The sequence below is a fragment of the Streptococcus cristatus AS 1.3089 genome (genome assembly GCF_000385925.1).
Lineage (GTDB): Bacteria > Bacillota > Bacilli > Lactobacillales > Streptococcaceae > Streptococcus > Streptococcus cristatus_B.
In genome coordinates this window covers 594,670-614,316 of sequence record NC_021175.1, presented here as the reverse complement: position 1 = coordinate 614,316, position 19,647 = coordinate 594,670, and the positions used below count along the sequence as shown (strand labels likewise).

The window sequence follows — 19,647 nt, the reverse complement described above, 5'->3', positions numbered from 1 at the left end:
TTTTGAACAATTCCATTCTATCAAAGTGGTCTATCCCCTTCCTACCCACCATCTGTTTTTTGTCTGTTTTTTGAAAATAATTCAGCCTTTTCCATTAAAATACAGGCTTTTCTTGCGTCAACAGCTTCTCAAGTCATTTTGTGGTATAATAGATTGACTTTAAAAGAATGAGGTGGAGACATGACTCAAACAGTTTATTTTGGAACATATACCCGACGAGATTCCAAAGGAATTTATAAGGCGGATTTTGATACTGAAAAGGGAGAACTCTCAAACTTAGAATTAGTAGCCGAAGAACCAAGCCCAACTTACCTAGCCTTTGACCAAGCTGGTCATCTATACACTGTTGGCGCAAAAGATGGGCAAGGTGGGATTGCTGCCTATGACCAAGAGGGGCAGCTGCTCAATCATGTGGTTGAAGAAGGCGCTCCGCTTTGCTATGTCGCTGTAGATGAGGAGAGAGGACTCGTTTACGGAGCAAATTACCACAAGGGGCAAGTGCTGGTCTACAAGCAGCAAGAAGATGGCAGCCTAAAACTGGCTGATTCAGACACTCATGTCGGTCAAGGACCTCATGCCAATCAAGCCTCTGCCCATGTCCACTACACTGACTTGACACCTGATCAATATCTGATTACCTGTGACCTCGGAACAGACCAAGTCACCACCTACGATGTGACAGAAGCTGGGCAATTAAACAAATTAGCTACTTACGCATGTGCTGCTGGGGCTGGGGCACGCCACCTTGTCTTTCATAACCACTACAAAATCGCCTACCTTATCTGCGAATTAAACTCTACCATCGAAGTATTGATTTACGATGGCGTTGGTCAGTTTGAACACATGCAGACCGTCTCAACTCTCCCAGAAGGATTTAAAGATTTTAACGGAACTGCGGCCATCCGCCTTTCAGCAGACGGTAAATTCCTCTATGGCTCTAACCGTGGCCATGACTCAATAGCTGTGTATCAAATTCTAGCTGATGGAAGTTTACAGCTCCTTGAAATCACTCCAACAAAGGGCAACAATCCACGCGATTTCAACATCACACCTGACCAAAACTACCTCATCGCTGTTCACCAAGACTCGGACAATGCAACTGTTTTCAAACGCGATCCTGAAACAGGCCGATTAACAGAAATTTCTCATGATTTCTATGTGCCAGAAGCAGTCTGCGTAACCTTCCGATGAGCAAAAATCTTGCTTTAAACCTAGATATTTGATTAAATAGTATCAAAAGAAAATTATCAAAGGAGCATTCAAGATGAATCCAGTTGAATTGTTTAACCAAGTAAAAGAATTGATCGAAAAGAAAGATTTTGATGCAGCTAAGAAGTTTGTCGAAGACCACAAGGATGAGCTGGGCGAATACTTAGATAAGGCTAAAGATTTGGTCGCAAATTCAAAAGGACTCGATGACGTCATCAACAAAGTTAAGTCTCTTTTCTAAAATCTGAATCAAAAATGAGAGTTGGACAGAAATCGGTAATTCGTTAGAATTCGATTTCGTCGTCCCACCTCCGCACAGTTGAGTAGGGCGTAAAAGCTGATGAAATCAGCCTAGTAGAGACCACTCAACCACTGCGTCTTTCTCGACACTCCAAAGACAATTGAGAGGCTAGGACTTTTGTCCTAGCCTCATTTTGATTCATCGAGCTTTATTTAGTCTATTTCCGATTCATAAAATTCTCTAATTCTTCCAATCGCTCCCTTGTCAAGGCTTGAGCAAGAAAAACATCCTTATCGACATCTTTGTCCTTATTAAAATCATGTAAGTCAACCTTCTCATAAACTATCCTATTTGTATAAGCAAGTTGACCATTTACATAAGTCATAATCGCTATATCGCTCTCACTAAAAAATGCTCCATAATAATCTTCCCGAACCACTACTGTCTGCCCTTTTTCCTCAAGATAGGCATAATGGGTCACTGGAACATAAACTCTAAAAATATAGCCAATAATAGGAGAAACTGCCAATAGCAACAAGCCTAAAGCAAGAGCAGGATAAAGAAGCCACCTATATCTTTTGACCAATAAATAGAAAGCGAGAAACAAAAAGGGAAAAGCAATCCATGGACTAAACTGAGGATACAAGCATATACTGGTGATTGTAAGAAATAAAAGAACTGCCAAAAGTGCCAGAGACCATGATTTCCGTCTATAAGCTAAAAAGAGTCCTAGCAATAAAATAGATAGAGCTAGCCACTCTCTGCTTAGAATATACAGAATAAAATAAAGCATCCCAAATTCTCCCCTTATTTATTAAAAATCCCTTGAGTGAACCTCAAGGGATTTACTTCATTCCATTAGAATGAATTATTTTTTCAAGTTATTTCCCTATTATATATTACAATAAATTACGCCTATTTATAAATTTTATTTCTACTTATTTTGTCAAAATAACCAACGTACAAACAAGTTAGAAATTATTAAAGGGTAACAAAAAAGGTACTATATTTATGAGTTCAGCAGGCAAGGAGATAGCACCCATTTAATGGTGCTATTTTTCTATGCCTGTTCATGTTCTAAAGGTACCACTGCTAAAGTTTTTCCCAGACTTGCTAATACTTTTAGCACCGTGTCCAGTTGCGGGCTTGTCTTACCTGTTTCCATTCTAGCAATGACAGGCTGACTTACACCACTTAATTCCTCCAATTTCTTTTGGCTTATTCCCTTCTCATTTCTGGCCTCGATAAGCTCGCTCATGATAGCCACGCGCATATCACTTTCTAAAATCTCCTCTTTGCTAAAAAGCTCAGCTCTAACATCTTTCCAATTGCTGCCGATCGCACTATTTTTCATTATCTAGCCCTCTTTCTTTTAAATCTTCTAATTCACGCTTGGCTTGTTCAATTTCTCTCTTTGGAGTCTTCTGTGTCTTTTTCATAAAATGATGCAATAAAACGAAACTGCCATCAATCCAAGCAACAAATAAAACCCTATCCCTTAGTGGTCTAAGTTCCCAAATTTCAGCATCTAAATGCTTAATATATGGCTCACCTGCGCGTGTTCCATGCTGGCTTAACAACTCAATATAATCATTGATTTTATTGAGTTTAATTCTACTATCTTTTCCCTTTTTACTGGCAAGCTCTCGCATATAATCTAAAACAGGCTCATTACCGTTCTTATCCTTGTAAAAATAGATATTATGCACTATTAGCACCTCTCTCTAAGAAGAATTATAACTCAAAAGTTATTATTTGTAAATACTTTTAGTCATTAAATTCTTTTTCCGAATGCTTTTCCTCGTTTTAATTCTCTCTTGCCTCTTGCAACATCTGATAGAATGGATAAAGATCCTTCTACTTGCGAGGTATTAGTCTTATGCAGCTCTTGCATTTGTTTGTTTATGTACTCTTTTATCCCAACATTTCCCAACAGTTCAGCAATAGGGTTATTAGCTTAACTATCACTATAACCAGCTTTAATTGCTGATTAATAACCCTTCCCTGTCTTTATCTACTCATCTGCAAAGCGCCTCTGTCTTTCGTTTCCAGCAAAAAAAATCACAAGTATATTACTCATGATTTCATTTTATATGTGTAAAAAATGGGGGATTTTACACTATTTTAATCAGTTTTTCGATGTTATCAAGCAACTCACTATATTAGAGTTCTCATTTTAATCCATACAATAAAAACCCCATATCTGGGGCTAAATAAGTAGTCGGACGGATTTGCACCGCCATTTCTCTACGAGAGAGCGTATTCCTTCTTCAAACCACTGCCCTACTTATCCAAATCTTATTATCTCATATTCTATTGACTTTAGCAATGAAATCAATTTCTTACTAGCTCATGATAAGTAGATATATTAGATAGTGGTATAATACTAAAATACAGATCAGAATAGGTATCAAACCACTTATTCAATTTGGTATAAGCTGGCGACTGACTCACAAATAGTATTCGCTGACAAGCTCCAATAACATTCATGCGATTATAGACATAAACCTCTTTTACTGCCTCTAAAACGTCATCTTCGCTTGTCTGTACCCTAATATCTGTTATCTGCTTAATAGTCGCGTATTTTTGATAAGCTAGCATATCTTGATTTTTAGCAGCATCAAACATTTTACGTTCAAGAATACTGTACTTAGGTTTTTCTTTATCGCGCATAAAATACCACTTGAGCCATAAAATCTTTTCTCTGTGTATAACAGAAATGCGCTCAATTTTCTTCTTTGTCATCTATATCTCCTAAATCAATCTCTACTGCGTCGTACTCACTAGCCCATTTATCTACGATTATCAAAGGCTGCTCTATTTCACCAATAAGAGTCTCTTGTTTCTTATTCTGATGTCTAAGAAACTTGATACGCTCCTTTTGCTCTTGGATATCCAGTTTATCTTTCTTATACGCCCCTATGATGTTAGCAATCCATTCAGCAGCTCTTACATTACCTTTAATAGCTTTTTCAAGCATAATCACACACAGCAAGGTTTGATTATCAGCGTGTAGTCCCATCTCTTCTAACTTTTGTTTTAGTCGCTCATCTGAGACATCCATGATTAAAAGCTCATCTAAGGTCTTTCTTAAATGAGCTTTCTTTCTCCTTGCTTCTCCCGATACCTTGCCACCTTTACGACTGATTGCTATTTGTTCTTGTCTTGTTCGTTTGGTAACTGGTATTAGATTTTTAGTGTTTGTCATACTTTTATTTAGATATTTTTCTTCAGCTCTACACCAGTCATATATTCATCAACAAGCTGGTCTAAATGTTCCATAGTATCATTGATTGTCATGCTAGCGCCTGCCAGTGCAATTTTATCACCATTTACCAAGTAATTACCATCAATGAAATAAACTTCTTGTTTCAGGCGCTGACGGAGATTATACAATCTTTGTTCAGTATCAAATCGCTCAAAATCAATCATCAGCAGATCGGGTTTTTCGTTCGCAATTTCCCGTATTTTTTTCAATGCTAACGGCTTATTTGCATACTTGACAAAATACCCCTCCAGTTCTTCCTTTGTGATTTCCTTTGTACTAGCTAACAGGGACAGTTCTGCCACATCATCAGCTGTAACACTCTGTACACTTTCTTTCAGAGTTTTTAGTTCTTTCTCGTATTCTACTTCAATCTTATCAGCGAGTTCGTCACGTCTATGCTGCGACTCTTTTTTAGAATTATTGTATGCCTGATCTAACTGATCTTGAGCTGTTTTTGTTCCAATTGTCCCAGCAGCTAACTTCTTATTCATTTCTTCATCAAGTTCTACATAGTCTTTCATTAATTGGTACTTACGTTTTCCAAAAATCTTAATCTCTTCTTTGATGGTTGTAAATGACATATTTTATCTCCTTATGACAATTAAAAAGACGAGACAAAAGAGTATTAGACTCAGTTATCTCGCCTCTAGTTTTTCTAGTCAGCTTATTTTTTCTTTTTTCTGAATTTCCAAAAATATTGGTTGACCATCTTGTGTTTTAATTGTGACACTACCATGTTTCGGTAACTCAGCTTTGTTTATTATACCATTTTTCGAAAAAATTATAAAGCCTTGCTCTAAAATTTCAAGAATTGTTTTATCGCTATTTTCTAACATTTTAAACCTCATTATTCTAAACTATTGTAATCCAGTATCTCTTAAGCGCTTGTTAATACTAGCTCTTCTTATTTCTACATCTAAAATACTACCCTTTTAATATCCCAAAAGCCAATTTTTGATAAATTCCCTTGGTTCATCCTTGGTTCATCTTCTCGCCTCCATTGTTTCAAGCCATTTTTCCATCTTTCTGAGTTGCCGTTTGGTGATATATCCTCGGTGTCTGTAAGCGATAGCCCAGGAGTGAAACAGCTCAGCACATACGCCAGCTAGAAAGAAAAGTAGTAGTGTTAAAATTGCGCCTAGTAGCTCGCTCATTTGAGTAGTTCCTTTTCTTTTAAGTCTTTTATAATCAAATCGCGCAGATATTGCCAAATATTGCCGGTGTCGTCTAGCACCAGTTCTTCAGGATCTGTGAAACTTCTTACCGCTGCATTAAGATAATTGAATAAAAGCCAGTGGGGGCGAGGGTGCCCTAAGTTAAGGGAATTTGTGGCTAAAAACTCATCATGTTTCTTCAGCTCTCCCAGCAAGTTATCCACGTTTGCATTTAAGAAATTCTCATGATCGGTTTCCTGTTCTCTGTAAGCCTCTGCTAGCTTATCAAATTCAAACCATAAGGCAGTGATAGCAAGTCTGCACTGTTCAGTGATTTCAGTCGCTCCTTTGTGTTTTTTTACTAAATGCCATTCACTTAGTATGTCCAGTTTTTCCTCTGCAATGCGTAACCGTTCTTCAAAATCTTTAAAATATTGTTCCATGTTTTTTACCTCTGTTTTTTTTGATTTTTTTCTGTGTAATTGCTATGCCAATGAGCATGCTTTTCCGTGATAAAAAGACTTATTTCTTACATAGTTTCTTATACTGTTTTTTTGCAAGCCTAGACTGTCCCCAGCGGATAACCGCCCCAAACTTACCTGGTCGCCCCGTGGTCATGTAAATCTGTGCCAAAATGACTGCCTAGCTGTATGTGGTTTTCTCAGGGTGGTTTAGTTTTCACTAATGCCAATACCAGCTCCTAATACTTTTCTCTACCCAGTTTTAAGGGATGGTGCCCTCCGTATGGCTAAAAATTCCGCTTCATCCTCTTGTCTTCGATGTCTATCATGTTATATACATTCCCCTCTGATCGTTTCCCAATTCGACTGACTAGCTTGTCGTTATAAATCTTGGCCAGCTCTTTGCCGTTGTGATTAGTGTTGATGATAGTTGTTTCCCGCTTATCAAAAATCTTGAAAAGAAAGGTCTGTACCCAGTTATTAGCCTCATCTTTTCGGCTATTCATAACGCTTTCTGTACCTAAATCGTCAATAAAGAGATAGTCAACCTCAGTCAGCAGCTTCAAGGCATCATACTCTGTAAAATCACTCTGCCTATACTGCCAGCCTGACTGAATGCGCGTGACGATTTCAGCAATGCTGACAAAGAGGATGCTCTTAGGCTCATTCTTAGCCTTATAACCCTCGTTGATGGCTTTGGCCATGGAATAGCATAAATGGCTTTTGCCAGTGCCAGGATTGCCCATAATCAGCGTGTTTCCTGTCATACCGTTTAGGTACTGTTTAGCTTGCTTAATAGCAAACTCCTTGGCCTCATGTTCCTCTTTTGTCTCAGCTTTGAAAGTGCTAAAAGAGGCCTCTCTTAGCTCATTTGACACCGTACTTTCACGCGCTAGCACATCATAGGTTGAATAGTCCAGATCATGCCCTAGGGCTTTTTCTACGCCCTCTAACTCCGTTCGTTTAATGTTCTCCTTAGTACATTCCATACAGTAAGGCGATGTATAACCATCTGGCTTTTGGAACTGTACCAGGTTAATCTGATGAGTTGGGCAAAGCTCATCAGTGACCTTTATTTTTTCGTTTAGCTGGTCTGTATTCAGTAATTCCATTGTTTCTCCTCTCCGTCAGTAGATAAACGGGTCTTGAATAACGTCATCAGACTGACCTTGTTTCTTTTGCTGAAACTGTCTCTGTTCATCTTCAACTTGTACCATGGTTTTAATACCGTTCTGTCTCCAGTTCTTGAGTATTGAATTGATATAGCTAAAAGATCGCTTGCTGTTATCTGCAGCCTTGTCTATGGCAGTCTTGATAACCTCTAGCTCCATACCGTCAAGCGTGAGATAGTCGGTCAATATCTGATACTGTTGTCCGTCTATAATCCCTATACGGGTTTGGTAGTAGTTAGAGATTTCAGCAGTAGGAAATTTTTTCTCTATCTCTTCTTCTAACTCTTTCTCTAACTCTTTCTCTATCTCTATCTCTGTTGGACATGAGTTGGAAAATGTCAAAGATGGTTGGACTTCTTCCAATTTTCCTTTTTTTCGTTGTTCACGTTTATAACTCGCCCAGTTTGTTTCACTCATAACCATAGCTTTAGCCTGTGGCAGTTCTGCGTTTTTATCTTCGTCAATCTGAATTAAACCACATTTTGTAAAGTACGCCATAGTCATATCTATGTCATCTTCTGATACATCTAGTTTTAGGGCTAACTCTTCCTTGAGATTGTTAAAGTAGCCCTCATAGTATAAAATACAGTCACTTTCCAAGCTCTCTAGCATGAGCCTAATATAAATCACTGTCATAGTGTACCCACCAGGTACCGTCTTTAGTCTCTTGATAAAGATATTATCAAAAAATTTCTTATCAATTTTTAGCCAAAAATAGACTTTGTTTTTGCCATTGTCCCCTCCTTATTCTAATTTATCAGCTTCCTACTGTTTCTTATAACACTCTATGATTGCTGCGCGTGTTTCTTCGTCTACCTGGTTTGAAATAAATAACACATCTAGATACTCACTATAAAATGCATCAAGGTCCAATTCTTTTGCTGAATCAAAAATTACTATTTCCATACTCTATCCTCCTACTTCACCACTAAAAATAGATAAACATCACTAGGCCGATAAAAAATCTTTTTAGCTCCATTTTTAGGTATCTGATCATATTGTTTCGCTTGAATATAACGCCCATAGTCAAGGTTTAAACTCTCGCTAGGTTTTGGTATCGTCTGTTTGCTTTCTCGCTCAATTTGGGCGCTTTTTTGGCGATCTCGGTGGTTTAGATACAGCTTCAAGCCAAGCAATAACACGGAAAAGATAAGCGCCTGTGTATTGGTTAAATCTAGCTCGTTTATTTTAATAACCCTCTTTTTTGTAGATCAGCAGCTACTAAACTACGTAAGTACATCCACGTCGAAGCTGTTGCATGATCAATCCCATTACTTAAATTGTTTTCTTTTATTGCTCGATCTAAGAAATTGAATAGCAACCAGTCAGGAGCCTGGCCGTGTCTTTCCGTGCATTCATCGTCATATTTTTTTAATTCCCCAAGCAAATTCTCAACATTTCTATTAAAGAAATCCTCATGACTTGCCTCTTGCTTTTTATAGACTTTTGATAATTTGTAAAACTGAAACCATAGCTGACTGATTGCTGATCTACAATCCTCAGTAATCTCTGTTGCTCCCCTATGATCTTTTGCTAGATGCCACTCCGATAAAATATCTAGCTTTTCATCAACTAGTTTTAGCTCTTTTTCAAAATTTTCAAAATATGTATTCATGATATTTACCTCTGTTTCTATGTTTATTGCTATTTTTTAGATTATTTTTTGATTCTTGTTTATTTCATAACTCCTATTTTATTGCTAAAAATATATACACATCTGACGGACGGTAGAATACTTTCTTAGCTCCATCCATTGGGGTCTGATACCGCCGAAGACCTAATTTTTCCCAGCTATCAAGGGTTGTAGCACTTACACTTAGCAAATCCATTAATTCTTTACGAGAAATTAAATCTAACTTACTAGATCGTTGTTTTTCTAGCTCAACTAAAGTTTCAAGAGTCTGTTTAAGAAGTTGTAAACCCTGTAACTGTATTTCTTTAGACAGAATTTCCATTTATATCCTCCACTTTTCCTTTTTATAAATTAAGTTGTCATTTTCCTCTAATTTTGATAAAATAAGAGGAGATTATTTACAAAGGGGGCGCTTCCCCTTGCTAAATACCTAACAAAACCACGCGCCTTGCCTTTGCTTGAGTTTTGTTATTTTTCCTTAGCCGTGTACGTTGGTTTGGTCGCCTGTACATGGCTTTTTGTTTGCTCTGTGAGCCTATTCCTTTCTCATATTAATTTAGTAGTCTTTTGCTAGCCATTCCATGACCGCAGCATAAATTCGCTTTGGTGCTTTATAGTTACCAGCTACTATTTTAGGCACTGTACGACTTGCTACGCCTATTTCTTTAGCAAATTCATATTGTTTCAACTGCTTATCAGCAATCTTTCGCCGTATAGCTTTAGCTTGTGTATCGGTGATAATCATTGTCAACCTCCTATTAATTTTACATTCTCATTTCAAGAACAAGTTAATTATATATTCCTTTTTTGAGAATATCAAGGGTTTTTATTCTATTTTTGAGAATTTTTCTTCCAATAATTTCAAATGTATGATATACTCTAGCTAAACAAACCACTTGGAGGGAGTTACTACTTATGGGAAGTCAATCAAATAGATTGAAAGAATTGCGACAAAAGCAAGGTGTTTCGCTGGGAAAACTTAGTACTGAATTGAAAGAAAACTATCAATTTTCTCTTTCACCTAGTCAACTAATGTACTATGAGAATGGTAAACGCCAGCCTAGAAACTCAGAGACTTGGAAAATTTTAGCTAACTATTTTGGAGTATCGGTAGGGTATCTCTTAGGTTTCACTGAAAACCCAAAACAATATGATGATGAACAAATTAACGATCAATATGCAAATTGGGGGGTAATTTTAACCAGTTCAAAATCAAGAGACAAAGAAGATGAAGAACAATTATACTTTAAACGTTTTGTGCAATATATTAAAACCAATCACATGTTACTTTCAGATACAGAAATAAAATCTATCTATAAGCTATTGATATCTATGGATCTAAGTAACTCTAATAATCTCAAAGGAAAACTATTTAAAGATGCTTTAAATAAAGATTTTCATCAATATGAAGATGATTATATACAGAATTACAGTATCTTGCTTGATGATCGATACGAAAAACCTGAAAATGAAATGATGCTTGATGTCTATCTCAAAGAACTAAAGATAGATATTGGTATAGATGGAATAATTTCTATCTTGAAACCTTTTGCAGAAAAGAATCACGAAAGTATGGGAGACAACAACTAAAAAGAAATCCCAAAACCACTCCATCCCTTATCATGTATAAATACCTAACAAAATCACGCGCCTTGCCTGCTGATGGAAAGAAAGGTACAAATACATGAATATCAAAGAAAAAATCAAAAAGAATGGCCAAAGAGTTTATTATGCTAGTGTTTATATAGGCGTTGACCAACTAACGGGCAAAAAAGCCCGTACAACTGTTACAGCAACCACTAAAAAGGGAGTTAAAGCAAAAGCGCGTGATGCTATCAATGCTTTTGCTGCTAACGGATATACAGTTAAAGACAAGCCGACAATTACAACATACAATGAGCTTGTAAAAGTTTGGTGGGATAGTTATAAGAATACAGTTAAGCCAAATACTCGACAATCTATGGAGGGGGTGGTTAGAGTACATTTATTGCCCGTATTTGGCGATTATAAGCTCTCTAAACTCACTACGCCTATTCTTCAGCAGCAAGTAAACAAATGGGCTGACAAGGCAAATAAAGCCGAAAAAGGGGCATTTGCTAACTACTCCTTGCTCCATAACATGAATAAGCGTATTTTGAAATATGGCGTAACTATCCAGGTAATACAATACAACCCAGCTAATGATGTCATCGTTCCACGCAAACAGCAAAAAGAAAAGGCTGCTGTCAAATACTTAGACAACAAAGAATTAAAACCGTTTCTCGATTATTTAGACACTCTGGATCAATCAAATTATGAGAACTTATTTGATGTTGTCCTGTATAAGACTTTACTGGCCACTGGATGCCGAATAAGTGAGGCTCTAGCTCTTGAATGGTCTGATATTGACCTAGAAAGCGGTGTTATAAGTATCAATAAGACACTAAATCGCTATCAAGAAATAAACTCTCCTAAATCAAATGCTGGTTATCGTGATATACCAATAGACAACGCCACGTTACTTTTACTGAAACAATACAAAAACCGTCAACAAATTCAATCATGGCAACTAGGCCGATCTGAAACGGTTGTATTCTCTGTATTTACAGAAAAATATGCCTATGCTTGTAACTTACGAAAGCGCCTTAATAAGCATTTTAAGGCTGCAGGAGTAACTAACGTATCATTTCATGGTTTCCGCCATACACATACTACTATGATGCTCTATGCTCAAGCTAGCCCGAAAGATGTTCAGTACAGATTAGGTCATTCTAATTTGATGATCACTGAAAATACTTATTGGCATACTAACCAAGAAAACGCAAAAAAAGCTGTCTCAAATTATGAAACAGCTATCAGCAATTTATAAATAATAAGGGTGACCCATTTTCGGGCTACCCTCTTACTATACCAAAATTAGTAGGGTAGTAAAAGGGTAGTAATATCAAAAAAGCACTAAGGGAAAGTGCCCCAAAGTGCTTAATATCAAGGCTTTACAGCCCCTAATCCCATAAAGAGATTATTTTTTCAAGTTGTAGAATGATTTCAATCCACGGTATTCAGCAACTTCACCAAGTTGATCTTCGATACGAAGCAATTGGTTGTATTTAGCAATACGGTCTGTACGTGAAAGTGAACCAGTCTTGATTTGACCTGCGTTAGTTGCAACTGCGATGTCAGCGATTGTTGAATCTTCAGTTTCACCTGAACGGTGTGATACAACGGCAGTGTAACCAGCTTCTTTCGCCATTTCAATAGCGTCGAATGTTTCAGTAAGAGTACCGATTTGGTTAACTTTGATAAGGATTGAGTTAGCAGCGCCTTCTGCGATACCTTTTTCAAGGTAAGAAGTGTTTGTTACGAAGAAGTCGTCACCAACCAATTGAACTTTACCACCAAGACGTTCAGTAAGAGCTTTCCAACCATCCCAGTCGTTTTCGTCCATACCATCTTCGATAGTGATGATTGGGTATTTGTTTACCAATTCTTCAAGGTAGTCGATTTGTTCTGCAGCAGTACGTACAGCAGCTCCTTCACCTTCGAATTTAGTGTAGTCGTATACTTTACGTTCTTTATCGTAGAATTCTGATGAAGCACAGTCAAATCCGATAAATACGTCTTTACCTGGAACATAACCAGCAGCTTCGATCGCAGCAATGATAGTTTCTACGCCATCTTCAGTTCCTTCGAAACGAGGAGCAAATCCACCTTCGTCACCAACAGCAGTTTCCAAACCACGAGATTTAAGGATTTTCTTAAGAGCGTGGAAGATTTCAGCACCCCAACGAAGAGCTTCTTTGAATGATGGTGCACCAGCAGGTACGATCATGAATTCTTGGAAAGCGATTGGAGCGTCTGAGTGAGAACCACCATTGATGATGTTCATCATTGGAGTTGGAAGAACTTTAGTGTTGAATCCACCAAGGTAGCTGTAAAGTGGGATTTCAAGGTAGTCAGCAGCAGCACGAGCTACAGCGATAGACACACCAAGGATTGCGTTCGCACCCAATTTACCTTTGTTTGGAGTACCGTCCAAAGCGATCATTGCACGGTCGATAGCTTGTTGGTCACGTACATCGTAACCGATAATAGCTTCAGCGATAACGTTGTTCACGTTGTCAACTGCTTTTTGTGTACCAAGACCGCCGTAACGAGATTTGTCACCATCACGAAGTTCAACTGCTTCGTGTTCACCAGTAGAAGCTCCTGAAGGAACCATACCACGTCCGAAAGCACCTGATTCAGTATAAACTTCTACTTCAAGTGTTGGGTTACCGCGTGAGTCGAGGACTTCGCGAGCGTAAACATCAGTAATAATTGACATTTTGACTCTCCTTATTGTTTAAAATTATTTACTAGTCTATGATACCTCAAAAGCGCTTTTTTTTCAAGGAAAAACAATATCTTTGCGTGAAAAATCACAAATCTTAAGATGCAATCGGTTATATTCTGTCTCTTTCTTTACAGTTTGTAAATCAGAAATCCTTTATTTATGATATACTAGAAATATGACAGATCTAAATAATATTATCATGGAAAAATCTCAGGGAAATGCTAAGCTCAATCCTGATGAACAGCGCAAATTTCTGGAAACTTTTGAAGAGCGGGTAATTGGCTACTGCTCTATTTCTGATGCAAATTCTACTCTCCTAAAGCAGCATTTTAAAGAAATAGTTGAGAAGATCACTAAAAGCTACTATCCTGTCACAGTCAAAATATCGCCTGAAGTCATATCCAGCCAGCAGGTTTTCTACCTAAAAACCGCCAAAGACTTAGGCTGCGAGGCCACCATCGTCTCTGCTTTTTGCCAATCCTCTCCTTTCGGTTTGGTTATCCATAGTGATCGTCCTGTGACCGTGGAAGACAAGGATTTGAGCAAGCAATTTGCCGACGTCCTCCATCCAGCAGAGAGTAAACCATCTCCCCGCAAGAAAACTTCCCTTTGGAAAAAAATGTTTCATAAATGACAAATTTAGAGAAATTATTTACCTTTTTCGAGGCGGAAAATCAGCGTGACTGGGACATTTATCAAACTTTTTTAGACGAGTATGTCATCTGGGAGCTGCATGGAGAATCCCCAGAAATCATTCAGGGAAAAGAAGGCTACCTCCACAGGATAAAGGAGGCTTATCAGGACAGTTCCGCCCAGTTTAGTTGCCAATACTATCACACTAATGCCGAGCAAAGTCGGATTCTAACAATTTTGGTCAATGACCACGGAGACCTTTCCTTCGATCTATTTGAATTTGCAAACGGATTAATCGTCAAAGAAATCGAATACTTACTGAAAAAGAGAGGGGGACAGAGATCGGTAATTCGTTAGAATTCAATTTCGTCGTCCCACCTCCGCACGGTTTAGTAGGGCTGTAAAAGCTGATGAAATCAGCCTAGTAGAGCCCACTCAACCACTGCGTCTTGCTCGACAATCCAAAGACAATTGAGAGGCTAGGACTTTTGTCCCAGTCTTTTTTTGATGGCTAATAGATTGCCAATATTGCGAGCAGTACGAACCAGATTTTCCCTCGCCTGGGCTAAGGTTTCATCCAAATCCGCAACTTGGGAAATAATTGGAAAAGCTGCCTGGATATTTTCCCTAGGAAATGGGGGCAAATCAGCTGCTAAACTACCACAGATCGCAAGAACAGGGATCTCTTTTGGCGTCCGCCTTGCTACTCCAACTGGAGCCTTTCCTGCCAAAGACTGCTTATCCATGCGCCCCTCACCAACAACAACTAAATCCGCTTCTTTAACCCTGCGATCAAAATCCAGCAAATCCAGACAGGTGTCAATTCCTGACACGACTTTCCCCTTAGCAAATGTGACCAGCCCTGCTGCCATGCCCCCTCCTGCACCAGCACCAGCTTGGGTAAAAATCTGTGGATTGGCCAGTTCATAGAACTTCCTCATTTCCTGATCCACAGATGAAAGAAGCCATTCAGACAAGCCTTTCTGTCGTCCAAAGACCTGCGTTGCTCCCTGCTGACCACATAAAGGATTGGAAACATCTGTCAAAATCTCAATTTCTATATCATCCAAGCAAGTTGGAACACGTTCCGCAGAAATTCGAGCAACTCTCCCTAAAGAGGAACCGATCGGTCGTAGTCGATGATTGTTTTCATCAAAAAATTCATAACCCAAACTGGCTGCCAGACCTATCCCCCCATCATTCGTCGCCGAGCCTCCAACACCGACCAGAATCTTCCTGACTCCATTTTCGGCCAAATGAAGAATCAGCTCCCCCAGCCCTCTGGTTTCCAAGCCTAAAGGATTGCGTTTTTCTCTAGGAATTAAAGCCAGTCCCACTAAATCTGCCATTTCAAAAAGGGCTAGCTGGTCTTGTCTAGCATATTTCATTTCGACTGGCTGGCCAAAAGGTCCAGTTACCCAGTGGCAAAACTCTTTTAGCTTCATAGCAGAAATCAAGGAAGCCACAGTCCCCTCACCGCCATCTCCAATAGGCAGCAAATCAAAAGTCGCCTCTGGCAAGGCTTGGGAAAAACCTTCTTTCAAGGCTTCTGCCACCTGAACGGCAGACAAACTTTCCTTAAAAGAATCTGGTGCTAACAAGATATGCATAACGCCTCCTATTTTTCCTTCGCATCTAAAATGTCAATTACTTGATAGAGGTCATAAACATTGATTTGATAGGGCGCTTGCTCTCTTACAATTGGCTTGGCATTAAAAGCAATTCCGATGCCTGCTGTTTGAATCATAGGCAAATCATTGGCTCCATCCCCAATAGCAATGGTTTGATTTAATTCCAAATTATTTTCTTGAGCCCATGCTTTCAGCATCTGAACTTTAGTATCTTTACTAACAATGTCTCCCAGAACATAACCCGTCAGGAAGCCATTCTCTATTTCTAAGCGATTGGCCTTTACATAGTCAATTCCTAGCTGCTCAGCCAGCCTATCCACCGTTTCATGAAAACCACCTGAAACCAAGCCAATCTTGTAACCACGCGCATGCAGCTCATCTACTAATTTTTTAGCACCAGGCGTGAAATGAATCTTGTCAGCTATCCGAGAAAAGATAGTTTCTGGAAGCCCTGCTAAAAGTGAAACTCTCTCTCGCAAAGCTGCCTCGAAATCCAATTCCCCGCGCATAGCTCGCTCAGTGATAGCAGCCACTTGCTGCCCAACTCCAGCTTCCTCGCCCAACAAATCAATGCCCTCTTCCATAATTAGAGTGCTATCTACATCCATGACTAACAAACCTTTGACTGTTTTCATTGTCTTAACTCCTTCCTACTTATCGATTATCCACCCTATTGTTTAAATATCATTAAATCTATTTGAACTGACTTATCCATCGATTTCATTTGGACAGAAATCTGATAAATACTTCCACTGGAGTGTTTAATTCTTACTCGACAGTTAGTGCCTTCTGGTAAATCATACTTATTTTTTAAAGTTTTAAATAGTTCAGAGTGATTCTCTGGCTGGTAAATAATTTCACGAAGCTCTGTTTCTGCACTCTTAAAGGTTTCTTTCACATCCAAGGAAGCGAAATAATCTCTTTTAAGCACTAGATTAAGAATCTCCTCATCAAATAAGGGTTCTATCTCTGATTCGTACTGTAATTCCCCATTAGAGTATATTACAGGAACCGTTTCTTTGTTATCCCCAGCTGTTATTTTATACTTACCTTTAATGTCAACTATAGTAGTATCTAAGTCAACTTCATAATTCTTTACGTCGTCTCCAATTGTTATATAAATACTACTTTGATACGCTTCTAGCCCTGTAAAATCCTTCTTTTCTTGCTCCAAAAATTTAAACATTGGTTCAAATGTGCCTTCAAAATCATACTGTTCTCTTGTTCTGTTTTTTGGAATAGTTTCGCCGCCAAAATCACATCCATGTAGTGATACGACAAAAATAGGAGCAGCCCTGCTATCACTATCCCTAATAACCAGTTCTGTTTTTCATTCTTTGCTCCCTACCTAATCAGACATTTTAACTCGTCGATTACTTTTTTCAATTCCATTCATTGATTATCCTCCCTATTTTTTTAATACAGTTGATCTTATTTGAACAGACTTTTCACTCGATTTCATCTGGATTGTAACACCATAAATTGTATAACTAGAATAGCTAACTCTTATTCGACAGGTCGTATCATCTGGCATATCGTACTTATTTTTAAGATATTTATAGAGGTCAGAGGAATTTTCTGGTTCATAGATAATATCACGAAGCTCTGTTTCTGCACTCTTAAAAGTCTCTTTCACATCCAAGGAAGCGAAATGAGCTCTTTGAACAACTAAGTTAAGAATCTCTTCATCAAATAAAGGATTTATCTCCGAGCCATAACTTAGTTTACCATTAGAATAGGTAACAGGAACTTTCTCTTTAGTGTCACCATGTGTTATTGTATAATCACCCTTAATAGCTGATTCAGTAATATCTAAATCAATCTGATAATCTTTTACTTGATCTCCGACTTTTATATAAACATCACAAATATAAGCCTTTAATCCCGTAAAGTCCTTCTTGTCTTGTTCTAAAAACTTAAACATTGGCTCAAAAGTGCCTTCAAAATCATACTGTTCCCTTGTTCTGTTTTTTGGGACAGTGTAATCATCCAAACGCCAGCCATTTATCAATGCTATCGATAAAACTGCTACACCTCCAAGAAAAATGAGAGTAATATATTTTTTAATCTTTTTCATTTTTTAGACTTTCTACTTTAATCTGTCTCTCTATTATAACATAAGACACTTTTTGCTGAGAATGGAAAAAAGTTCCCGAAGGAACTTTCTTAAAAGCGAATATTTTCGCGTGTTTTTTCGTATGAATTGATGAAACGGGCTGAAACTCCAGGTTCGACAACATCCAAGGCTTTTGAAATAATTTCCAAAGATTTTGCGTAATCAAATTCAACTTCAAAAGCATGAAGGGATTCATTGAAGGCCGCCTGCACATTGTCATCAAATGAACGATAACGATTAGAATACTGCAACAACTGCTCTGTCAATGTGGAATTTTGAACAATTCGATAAGTCTCCTCTTCCAAATCATTCATGGCATTTGCCAAGATTTCCAACCAACGGTTAACTGAGTCAATATTCACACGAGGTGCTTCCAACTCTCTTGCAAGCTCTTCGATATAGTCACTTGCACCAAAGAAAATGGTTAAGAAGGACTCTGGAATACCTGGTAAATTGCGTTTTTCCATAAATCGCTTAATTGTATGCAATTTATTGGCATAAATCGTAACTTTTTGACGAGCATTGGCATCGTCTTTTTCAATCTTATCTAGTTGCTCACCAAGTTCAACTTGTTCATCTTCGATTTCTCTCAAACGAGCTTGAATGGATTCCAACTCTTCCTTAACAAGTGAGAATGGCTTTTTCATCTCAGCTGCATCTTCGAGAGCAGTCAGAACGACTTCTTCTTGAGCAGATAGCTCAGATTTTAAATCTCTAATATGGCTAATCTCAGGTTCTGACAATAAGAATGAATGCGACAAGCGTTCCATTTCATTTTGCAGCTGTTGATTATTTTCTTTAGTATGAGCCAAGTAATTTGGAAGGTAGTTGACTAACTTTTCAACCATCTTGTGAGCTTCAATTTCTCGAGTGAAGATAGCATAAAGAGCATCCATTTCCTCTTGAGCTTGCTCATTTTCATACAAAGCATTATCCAATTCCAAAGCCGCAAGATTTTCTTCATTTCGCTTCAAACTAGCATGAAGTTGTTGGAAACGTGCTTCCAAATCCGTTTCGATGAAATGATAATTGGTCTCTAATAACTTACGGTGACCTGATTCCAAGTCTTCTAATTGATCTGGCAACTTCTTAGTTAAGTCTTCCACAATTGCTGGAACTTTTTCGACAATCTGCGTCAAAGCTAGGATACGATTCTCGGTCTTGTCCAAGATTTCCGCTGCTTCTACAGGATCCCCAGAAGAATTGAGGGTAACAAATTGAGAGAAATCAGACTCAATGTTTTCCATCTGCTTCTCAATTTCTGCAAGTGCTTGACCATAAGCATCAGGATTGCTAGCCACAGTATGTTGCAATTCTTCAAATAGATCCAAGGCGTGCAGAACCCGTCCGCTATTCTTAGACTCTTGTTTTTTAAGATCTTCCAAAGCCTGACGAATGGCATGAATGTCCTCACTGATTAAATCAATTTGACTTTCAATCTTTTCGATAGCATGCTTGGCCTTGAGGAAACGGAAAGAATTATTGTAGCCCTCTGCCTCAAAGAGATTGTTCTCGATATCAGCAAATGAATTTAAAGAGAGATCTACCCATTTTTGATTCCATTCGCGGAAAGTCACTTGACTTTGCCCAATCAAGTGTAAGTTTTTAACTTCTTCAACTTCATCATTCACGGGAAGATTGTAAAGTTCCTCTTTTTTCTCCTCCAAACTTCGAAGCTTCGCTTCATTTCGTTTTCTCATATAGATAGCAGTAAAATAGCCTAAAATTAATAGTGCCGCTACTACAATAATGAGAATAATCAGTCCATTAGACATATAAAACTCCTTCATTCTTTTACTAAAAAGCAAACATATTGA

The 19,647-nt window shown here is 38.2% G+C and carries 26 protein-coding genes and 1 pseudogene; 6 read left to right on the top strand and 21 right to left on the bottom strand.

Going from position 1 to position 19,647, the window contains the following annotated elements; translation table 11 throughout:
* The first annotated feature begins 180 nt into the window (after positions 1 to 180).
* A complete protein-coding gene (locus tag I872_RS02970) occupies positions 181 to 1,191 on the top strand; it encodes a lactonase family protein (protein ID WP_015604677.1) in 1,011 nt (336 codons plus the stop codon).
* Positions 1,192 to 1,264: 73 nt separating this feature from the next.
* Complete coding sequence (locus I872_RS02965) at positions 1,265 to 1,450, top strand: hypothetical protein (protein WP_015604676.1); 186 nt, start codon at positions 1,265 to 1,267, stop codon at positions 1,448 to 1,450.
* 217 nt (positions 1,451 to 1,667) lie between these two features.
* On the opposite strand, the gene I872_RS02960 is transcribed toward I872_RS02965, so the two are convergent.
* From I872_RS02960 to I872_RS02905, 15 genes and pseudogenes are all read right to left on the bottom strand, one after another.
* Entirely contained in the window at positions 1,668 to 2,243 is a 576-nt protein-coding gene (locus I872_RS02960) for a hypothetical protein (RefSeq protein WP_015604675.1), read from the bottom strand.
* Positions 2,244 to 2,510: 267 nt separating this feature from the next.
* On the bottom strand, positions 2,511 to 2,804 hold the full coding sequence (locus I872_RS02955) for a helix-turn-helix domain-containing protein (RefSeq protein ID WP_015604674.1): 294 nt from the start codon (positions 2,802 to 2,804) through the stop codon (positions 2,511 to 2,513).
* Positions 2,794 to 3,159, bottom strand: coding sequence for a type II toxin-antitoxin system RelE/ParE family toxin (locus tag I872_RS02950; RefSeq protein WP_015604673.1), 366 nt, complete (start codon positions 3,157 to 3,159; stop codon positions 2,794 to 2,796). Before I872_RS02950 ends, I872_RS02955 begins: the two co-directional genes overlap by 11 nt.
* A 625-nt stretch (positions 3,160 to 3,784) precedes the next feature.
* Complete coding sequence (locus I872_RS02945; protein WP_015604672.1) at positions 3,785 to 4,195, bottom strand: hypothetical protein; 411 nt, start codon at positions 4,193 to 4,195, stop codon at positions 3,785 to 3,787.
* Positions 4,176 to 4,658, bottom strand: a complete 483-nt coding sequence (locus I872_RS02940; protein WP_015604671.1) for a hypothetical protein — start codon at positions 4,656 to 4,658, stop codon at positions 4,176 to 4,178. Before I872_RS02940 ends, I872_RS02945 begins: the two co-directional genes overlap by 20 nt.
* Before the next feature lie 8 nt (positions 4,659 to 4,666).
* A complete protein-coding gene (locus I872_RS02935) occupies positions 4,667 to 5,299 on the bottom strand; it encodes a hypothetical protein (RefSeq protein ID WP_015604670.1) in 633 nt (210 codons plus the stop codon).
* Between the two features lie 78 nt (positions 5,300 to 5,377).
* The gene (locus tag I872_RS12000; RefSeq protein WP_015604669.1) at positions 5,378 to 5,554 is read right to left on the bottom strand and encodes a hypothetical protein; all 177 of its coding nucleotides are present in this window, start codon (positions 5,552 to 5,554) and stop codon (positions 5,378 to 5,380) included.
* A 314-nt stretch (positions 5,555 to 5,868) separates the two neighbouring features.
* Positions 5,869 to 6,315, bottom strand: a complete 447-nt coding sequence (locus I872_RS02930) for a hypothetical protein (protein WP_015604668.1) — start codon at positions 6,313 to 6,315, stop codon at positions 5,869 to 5,871.
* A gap of 305 nt (positions 6,316 to 6,620) precedes the next feature.
* The gene (locus tag I872_RS02925; RefSeq protein WP_015604667.1) at positions 6,621 to 7,445 is read right to left on the bottom strand and encodes an ATP-binding protein; all 825 of its coding nucleotides are present in this window, start codon (positions 7,443 to 7,445) and stop codon (positions 6,621 to 6,623) included.
* Between the two features lie 15 nt (positions 7,446 to 7,460).
* Positions 7,461 to 8,183: a DnaD domain protein gene (locus I872_RS02920; protein ID WP_231914051.1), complete on the bottom strand. Its 723-nt coding sequence runs from the start codon at positions 8,181 to 8,183 to the stop codon at positions 7,461 to 7,463.
* An 87-nt stretch (positions 8,184 to 8,270) separates the two neighbouring features.
* The gene (locus I872_RS11995; protein WP_167320506.1) at positions 8,271 to 8,411 is read right to left on the bottom strand and encodes a hypothetical protein; all 141 of its coding nucleotides are present in this window, start codon (positions 8,409 to 8,411) and stop codon (positions 8,271 to 8,273) included.
* Positions 8,412 to 8,512: 101 nt separating this feature from the next.
* A pseudogene (locus tag I872_RS12175) lies at positions 8,513 to 8,692 on the bottom strand (hypothetical protein); the annotation flags it as partial.
* The gene (locus I872_RS02915; RefSeq protein WP_015604665.1) at positions 8,689 to 9,120 is read right to left on the bottom strand and encodes a hypothetical protein; all 432 of its coding nucleotides are present in this window, start codon (positions 9,118 to 9,120) and stop codon (positions 8,689 to 8,691) included. The gene I872_RS02915 and the pseudogene I872_RS12175, both read right to left, overlap by 4 nt.
* Before the next feature lie 73 nt (positions 9,121 to 9,193).
* Positions 9,194 to 9,460 (bottom strand): hypothetical protein, encoded by a 267-nt coding sequence (locus I872_RS02910; protein WP_015604664.1) that lies wholly within the window; start codon positions 9,458 to 9,460, stop codon positions 9,194 to 9,196.
* A 234-nt stretch (positions 9,461 to 9,694) separates the two neighbouring features.
* Positions 9,695 to 9,883 carry a hypothetical protein gene (locus tag I872_RS02905; RefSeq protein WP_015604663.1) on the bottom strand — a complete coding sequence of 63 codons (189 nt, stop codon included), beginning with the start codon at positions 9,881 to 9,883 and terminating at the stop codon, positions 9,695 to 9,697.
* 170 nt (positions 9,884 to 10,053) lie between these two features.
* Between I872_RS02905 and I872_RS10795 the strand changes: the two genes are divergently transcribed.
* Positions 10,054 to 10,728, top strand: a complete 675-nt coding sequence (locus I872_RS10795; protein WP_015604662.1) for a helix-turn-helix domain-containing protein — start codon at positions 10,054 to 10,056, stop codon at positions 10,726 to 10,728.
* Between the two features lie 94 nt (positions 10,729 to 10,822).
* Positions 10,823 to 11,986: a tyrosine-type recombinase/integrase gene (locus I872_RS02895; protein ID WP_015604661.1), complete on the top strand. Its 1,164-nt coding sequence runs from the start codon at positions 10,823 to 10,825 to the stop codon at positions 11,984 to 11,986.
* A 150-nt stretch (positions 11,987 to 12,136) separates the two neighbouring features.
* On the opposite strand, the gene eno is transcribed toward I872_RS02895, so the two are convergent.
* Positions 12,137 to 13,441, bottom strand: coding sequence for a surface-displayed alpha-enolase (gene eno / locus I872_RS02890; protein ID WP_015604660.1), 1,305 nt, complete (start codon positions 13,439 to 13,441; stop codon positions 12,137 to 12,139).
* Positions 13,442 to 13,625: 184 nt separating this feature from the next.
* Between eno and I872_RS02885 the strand changes: the two genes are divergently transcribed.
* Together I872_RS02885 and I872_RS02880 are read left to right on the top strand one after the other, a co-directional pair.
* On the top strand, positions 13,626 to 14,084 hold the full coding sequence (locus I872_RS02885) for a DUF1694 domain-containing protein (RefSeq protein ID WP_015604659.1): 459 nt from the start codon (positions 13,626 to 13,628) through the stop codon (positions 14,082 to 14,084).
* Positions 14,081 to 14,440, top strand: a complete 360-nt coding sequence (locus I872_RS02880; RefSeq protein WP_015604658.1) for a hypothetical protein — start codon at positions 14,081 to 14,083, stop codon at positions 14,438 to 14,440. The genes I872_RS02885 and I872_RS02880 overlap by 4 nt, the downstream gene beginning before the upstream one ends.
* A 122-nt stretch (positions 14,441 to 14,562) precedes the next feature.
* Here I872_RS02880 and I872_RS02875 read toward each other — a convergent pair whose 3' ends face one another.
* The 5 genes from I872_RS02875 to ezrA form a co-directional block, all read right to left on the bottom strand.
* Entirely contained in the window at positions 14,563 to 15,693 is a 1,131-nt protein-coding gene (locus I872_RS02875) for a glycerate kinase (RefSeq protein ID WP_015604657.1), read from the bottom strand.
* Positions 15,694 to 15,701: 8 nt separating this feature from the next.
* Positions 15,702 to 16,349, bottom strand: coding sequence for a phosphoserine phosphatase SerB (gene serB, locus I872_RS02870; RefSeq protein ID WP_015604656.1), 648 nt, complete (start codon positions 16,347 to 16,349; stop codon positions 15,702 to 15,704).
* Between the two features lie 35 nt (positions 16,350 to 16,384).
* Entirely contained in the window at positions 16,385 to 16,999 is a 615-nt protein-coding gene (locus I872_RS02865) for a hypothetical protein (RefSeq protein ID WP_051089034.1), read from the bottom strand.
* A gap of 123 nt (positions 17,000 to 17,122) precedes the next feature.
* Positions 17,123 to 17,791 (bottom strand): hypothetical protein, encoded by a 669-nt coding sequence (locus I872_RS02860; protein ID WP_015604654.1) that lies wholly within the window; start codon positions 17,789 to 17,791, stop codon positions 17,123 to 17,125.
* 89 nt (positions 17,792 to 17,880) lie between these two features.
* Complete coding sequence (ezrA, locus tag I872_RS02855) at positions 17,881 to 19,605, bottom strand: septation ring formation regulator EzrA (protein WP_015604653.1); 1,725 nt, start codon at positions 19,603 to 19,605, stop codon at positions 17,881 to 17,883.
* Positions 19,606 to 19,647: the final 42 nt, after the last annotated feature.

Excerpts from the sequence above, each read along its gene's own strand:
- I872_RS02955 (WP_015604674.1), bottom strand. The coding sequence starts at position 2,804 with ATGAAAAATAGTGCGATCGGCAGCAATTGGAAAGATGTTAGAGCTGAG.
- I872_RS02875 (WP_015604657.1), bottom strand. The coding sequence starts at position 15,693 with ATGCATATCTTGTTAGCACCAGATTCTTTTAAGGAAAGTTTGTCTGCC.
- I872_RS02910 (WP_015604664.1), bottom strand. The coding sequence starts at position 9,460 with ATGGAAATTCTGTCTAAAGAAATACAGTTACAGGGTTTACAACTTCTT.
- I872_RS02930 (WP_015604668.1), bottom strand. The coding sequence starts at position 6,315 with ATGGAACAATATTTTAAAGATTTTGAAGAACGGTTACGCATTGCAGAG.
- I872_RS02895 (WP_015604661.1), top strand. The coding sequence starts at position 10,823 with ATGAATATCAAAGAAAAAATCAAAAAGAATGGCCAAAGAGTTTATTAT.
- I872_RS11995 (WP_167320506.1), bottom strand. The coding sequence starts at position 8,411 with ATGGAAATAGTAATTTTTGATTCAGCAAAAGAATTGGACCTTGATGCA.
- I872_RS02885 (WP_015604659.1), top strand. The coding sequence starts at position 13,626 with ATGACAGATCTAAATAATATTATCATGGAAAAATCTCAGGGAAATGCT.
- I872_RS02960 (WP_015604675.1), bottom strand. The coding sequence starts at position 2,243 with ATGCTTTATTTTATTCTGTATATTCTAAGCAGAGAGTGGCTAGCTCTA.
- I872_RS12000 (WP_015604669.1), bottom strand. The coding sequence starts at position 5,554 with ATGTTAGAAAATAGCGATAAAACAATTCTTGAAATTTTAGAGCAAGGC.
- ezrA (WP_015604653.1), bottom strand. The coding sequence starts at position 19,605 with ATGTCTAATGGACTGATTATTCTCATTATTGTAGTAGCGGCACTATTA.
- I872_RS02940 (WP_015604671.1), bottom strand. The coding sequence starts at position 4,658 with ATGACAAACACTAAAAATCTAATACCAGTTACCAAACGAACAAGACAA.
- I872_RS02945 (WP_015604672.1), bottom strand. The coding sequence starts at position 4,195 with ATGACAAAGAAGAAAATTGAGCGCATTTCTGTTATACACAGAGAAAAG.
- I872_RS02965 (WP_015604676.1), top strand. The coding sequence starts at position 1,265 with ATGAATCCAGTTGAATTGTTTAACCAAGTAAAAGAATTGATCGAAAAG.
- I872_RS10795 (WP_015604662.1), top strand. The coding sequence starts at position 10,054 with ATGGGAAGTCAATCAAATAGATTGAAAGAATTGCGACAAAAGCAAGGT.
- I872_RS02935 (WP_015604670.1), bottom strand. The coding sequence starts at position 5,299 with ATGTCATTTACAACCATCAAAGAAGAGATTAAGATTTTTGGAAAACGT.
- I872_RS02905 (WP_015604663.1), bottom strand. The coding sequence starts at position 9,883 with ATGATTATCACCGATACACAAGCTAAAGCTATACGGCGAAAGATTGCT.
- I872_RS02915 (WP_015604665.1), bottom strand. The coding sequence starts at position 9,120 with ATGAATACATATTTTGAAAATTTTGAAAAAGAGCTAAAACTAGTTGAT.
- I872_RS02925 (WP_015604667.1), bottom strand. The coding sequence starts at position 7,445 with ATGGAATTACTGAATACAGACCAGCTAAACGAAAAAATAAAGGTCACT.
- I872_RS02880 (WP_015604658.1), top strand. The coding sequence starts at position 14,081 with ATGACAAATTTAGAGAAATTATTTACCTTTTTCGAGGCGGAAAATCAG.
- I872_RS02970 (WP_015604677.1), top strand. The coding sequence starts at position 181 with ATGACTCAAACAGTTTATTTTGGAACATATACCCGACGAGATTCCAAA.
- eno (WP_015604660.1), bottom strand. The coding sequence starts at position 13,441 with ATGTCAATTATTACTGATGTTTACGCTCGCGAAGTCCTCGACTCACGC.
- serB (WP_015604656.1), bottom strand. The coding sequence starts at position 16,349 with ATGAAAACAGTCAAAGGTTTGTTAGTCATGGATGTAGATAGCACTCTA.
- I872_RS02860 (WP_015604654.1), bottom strand. The coding sequence starts at position 17,791 with ATGAAAAAGATTAAAAAATATATTACTCTCATTTTTCTTGGAGGTGTA.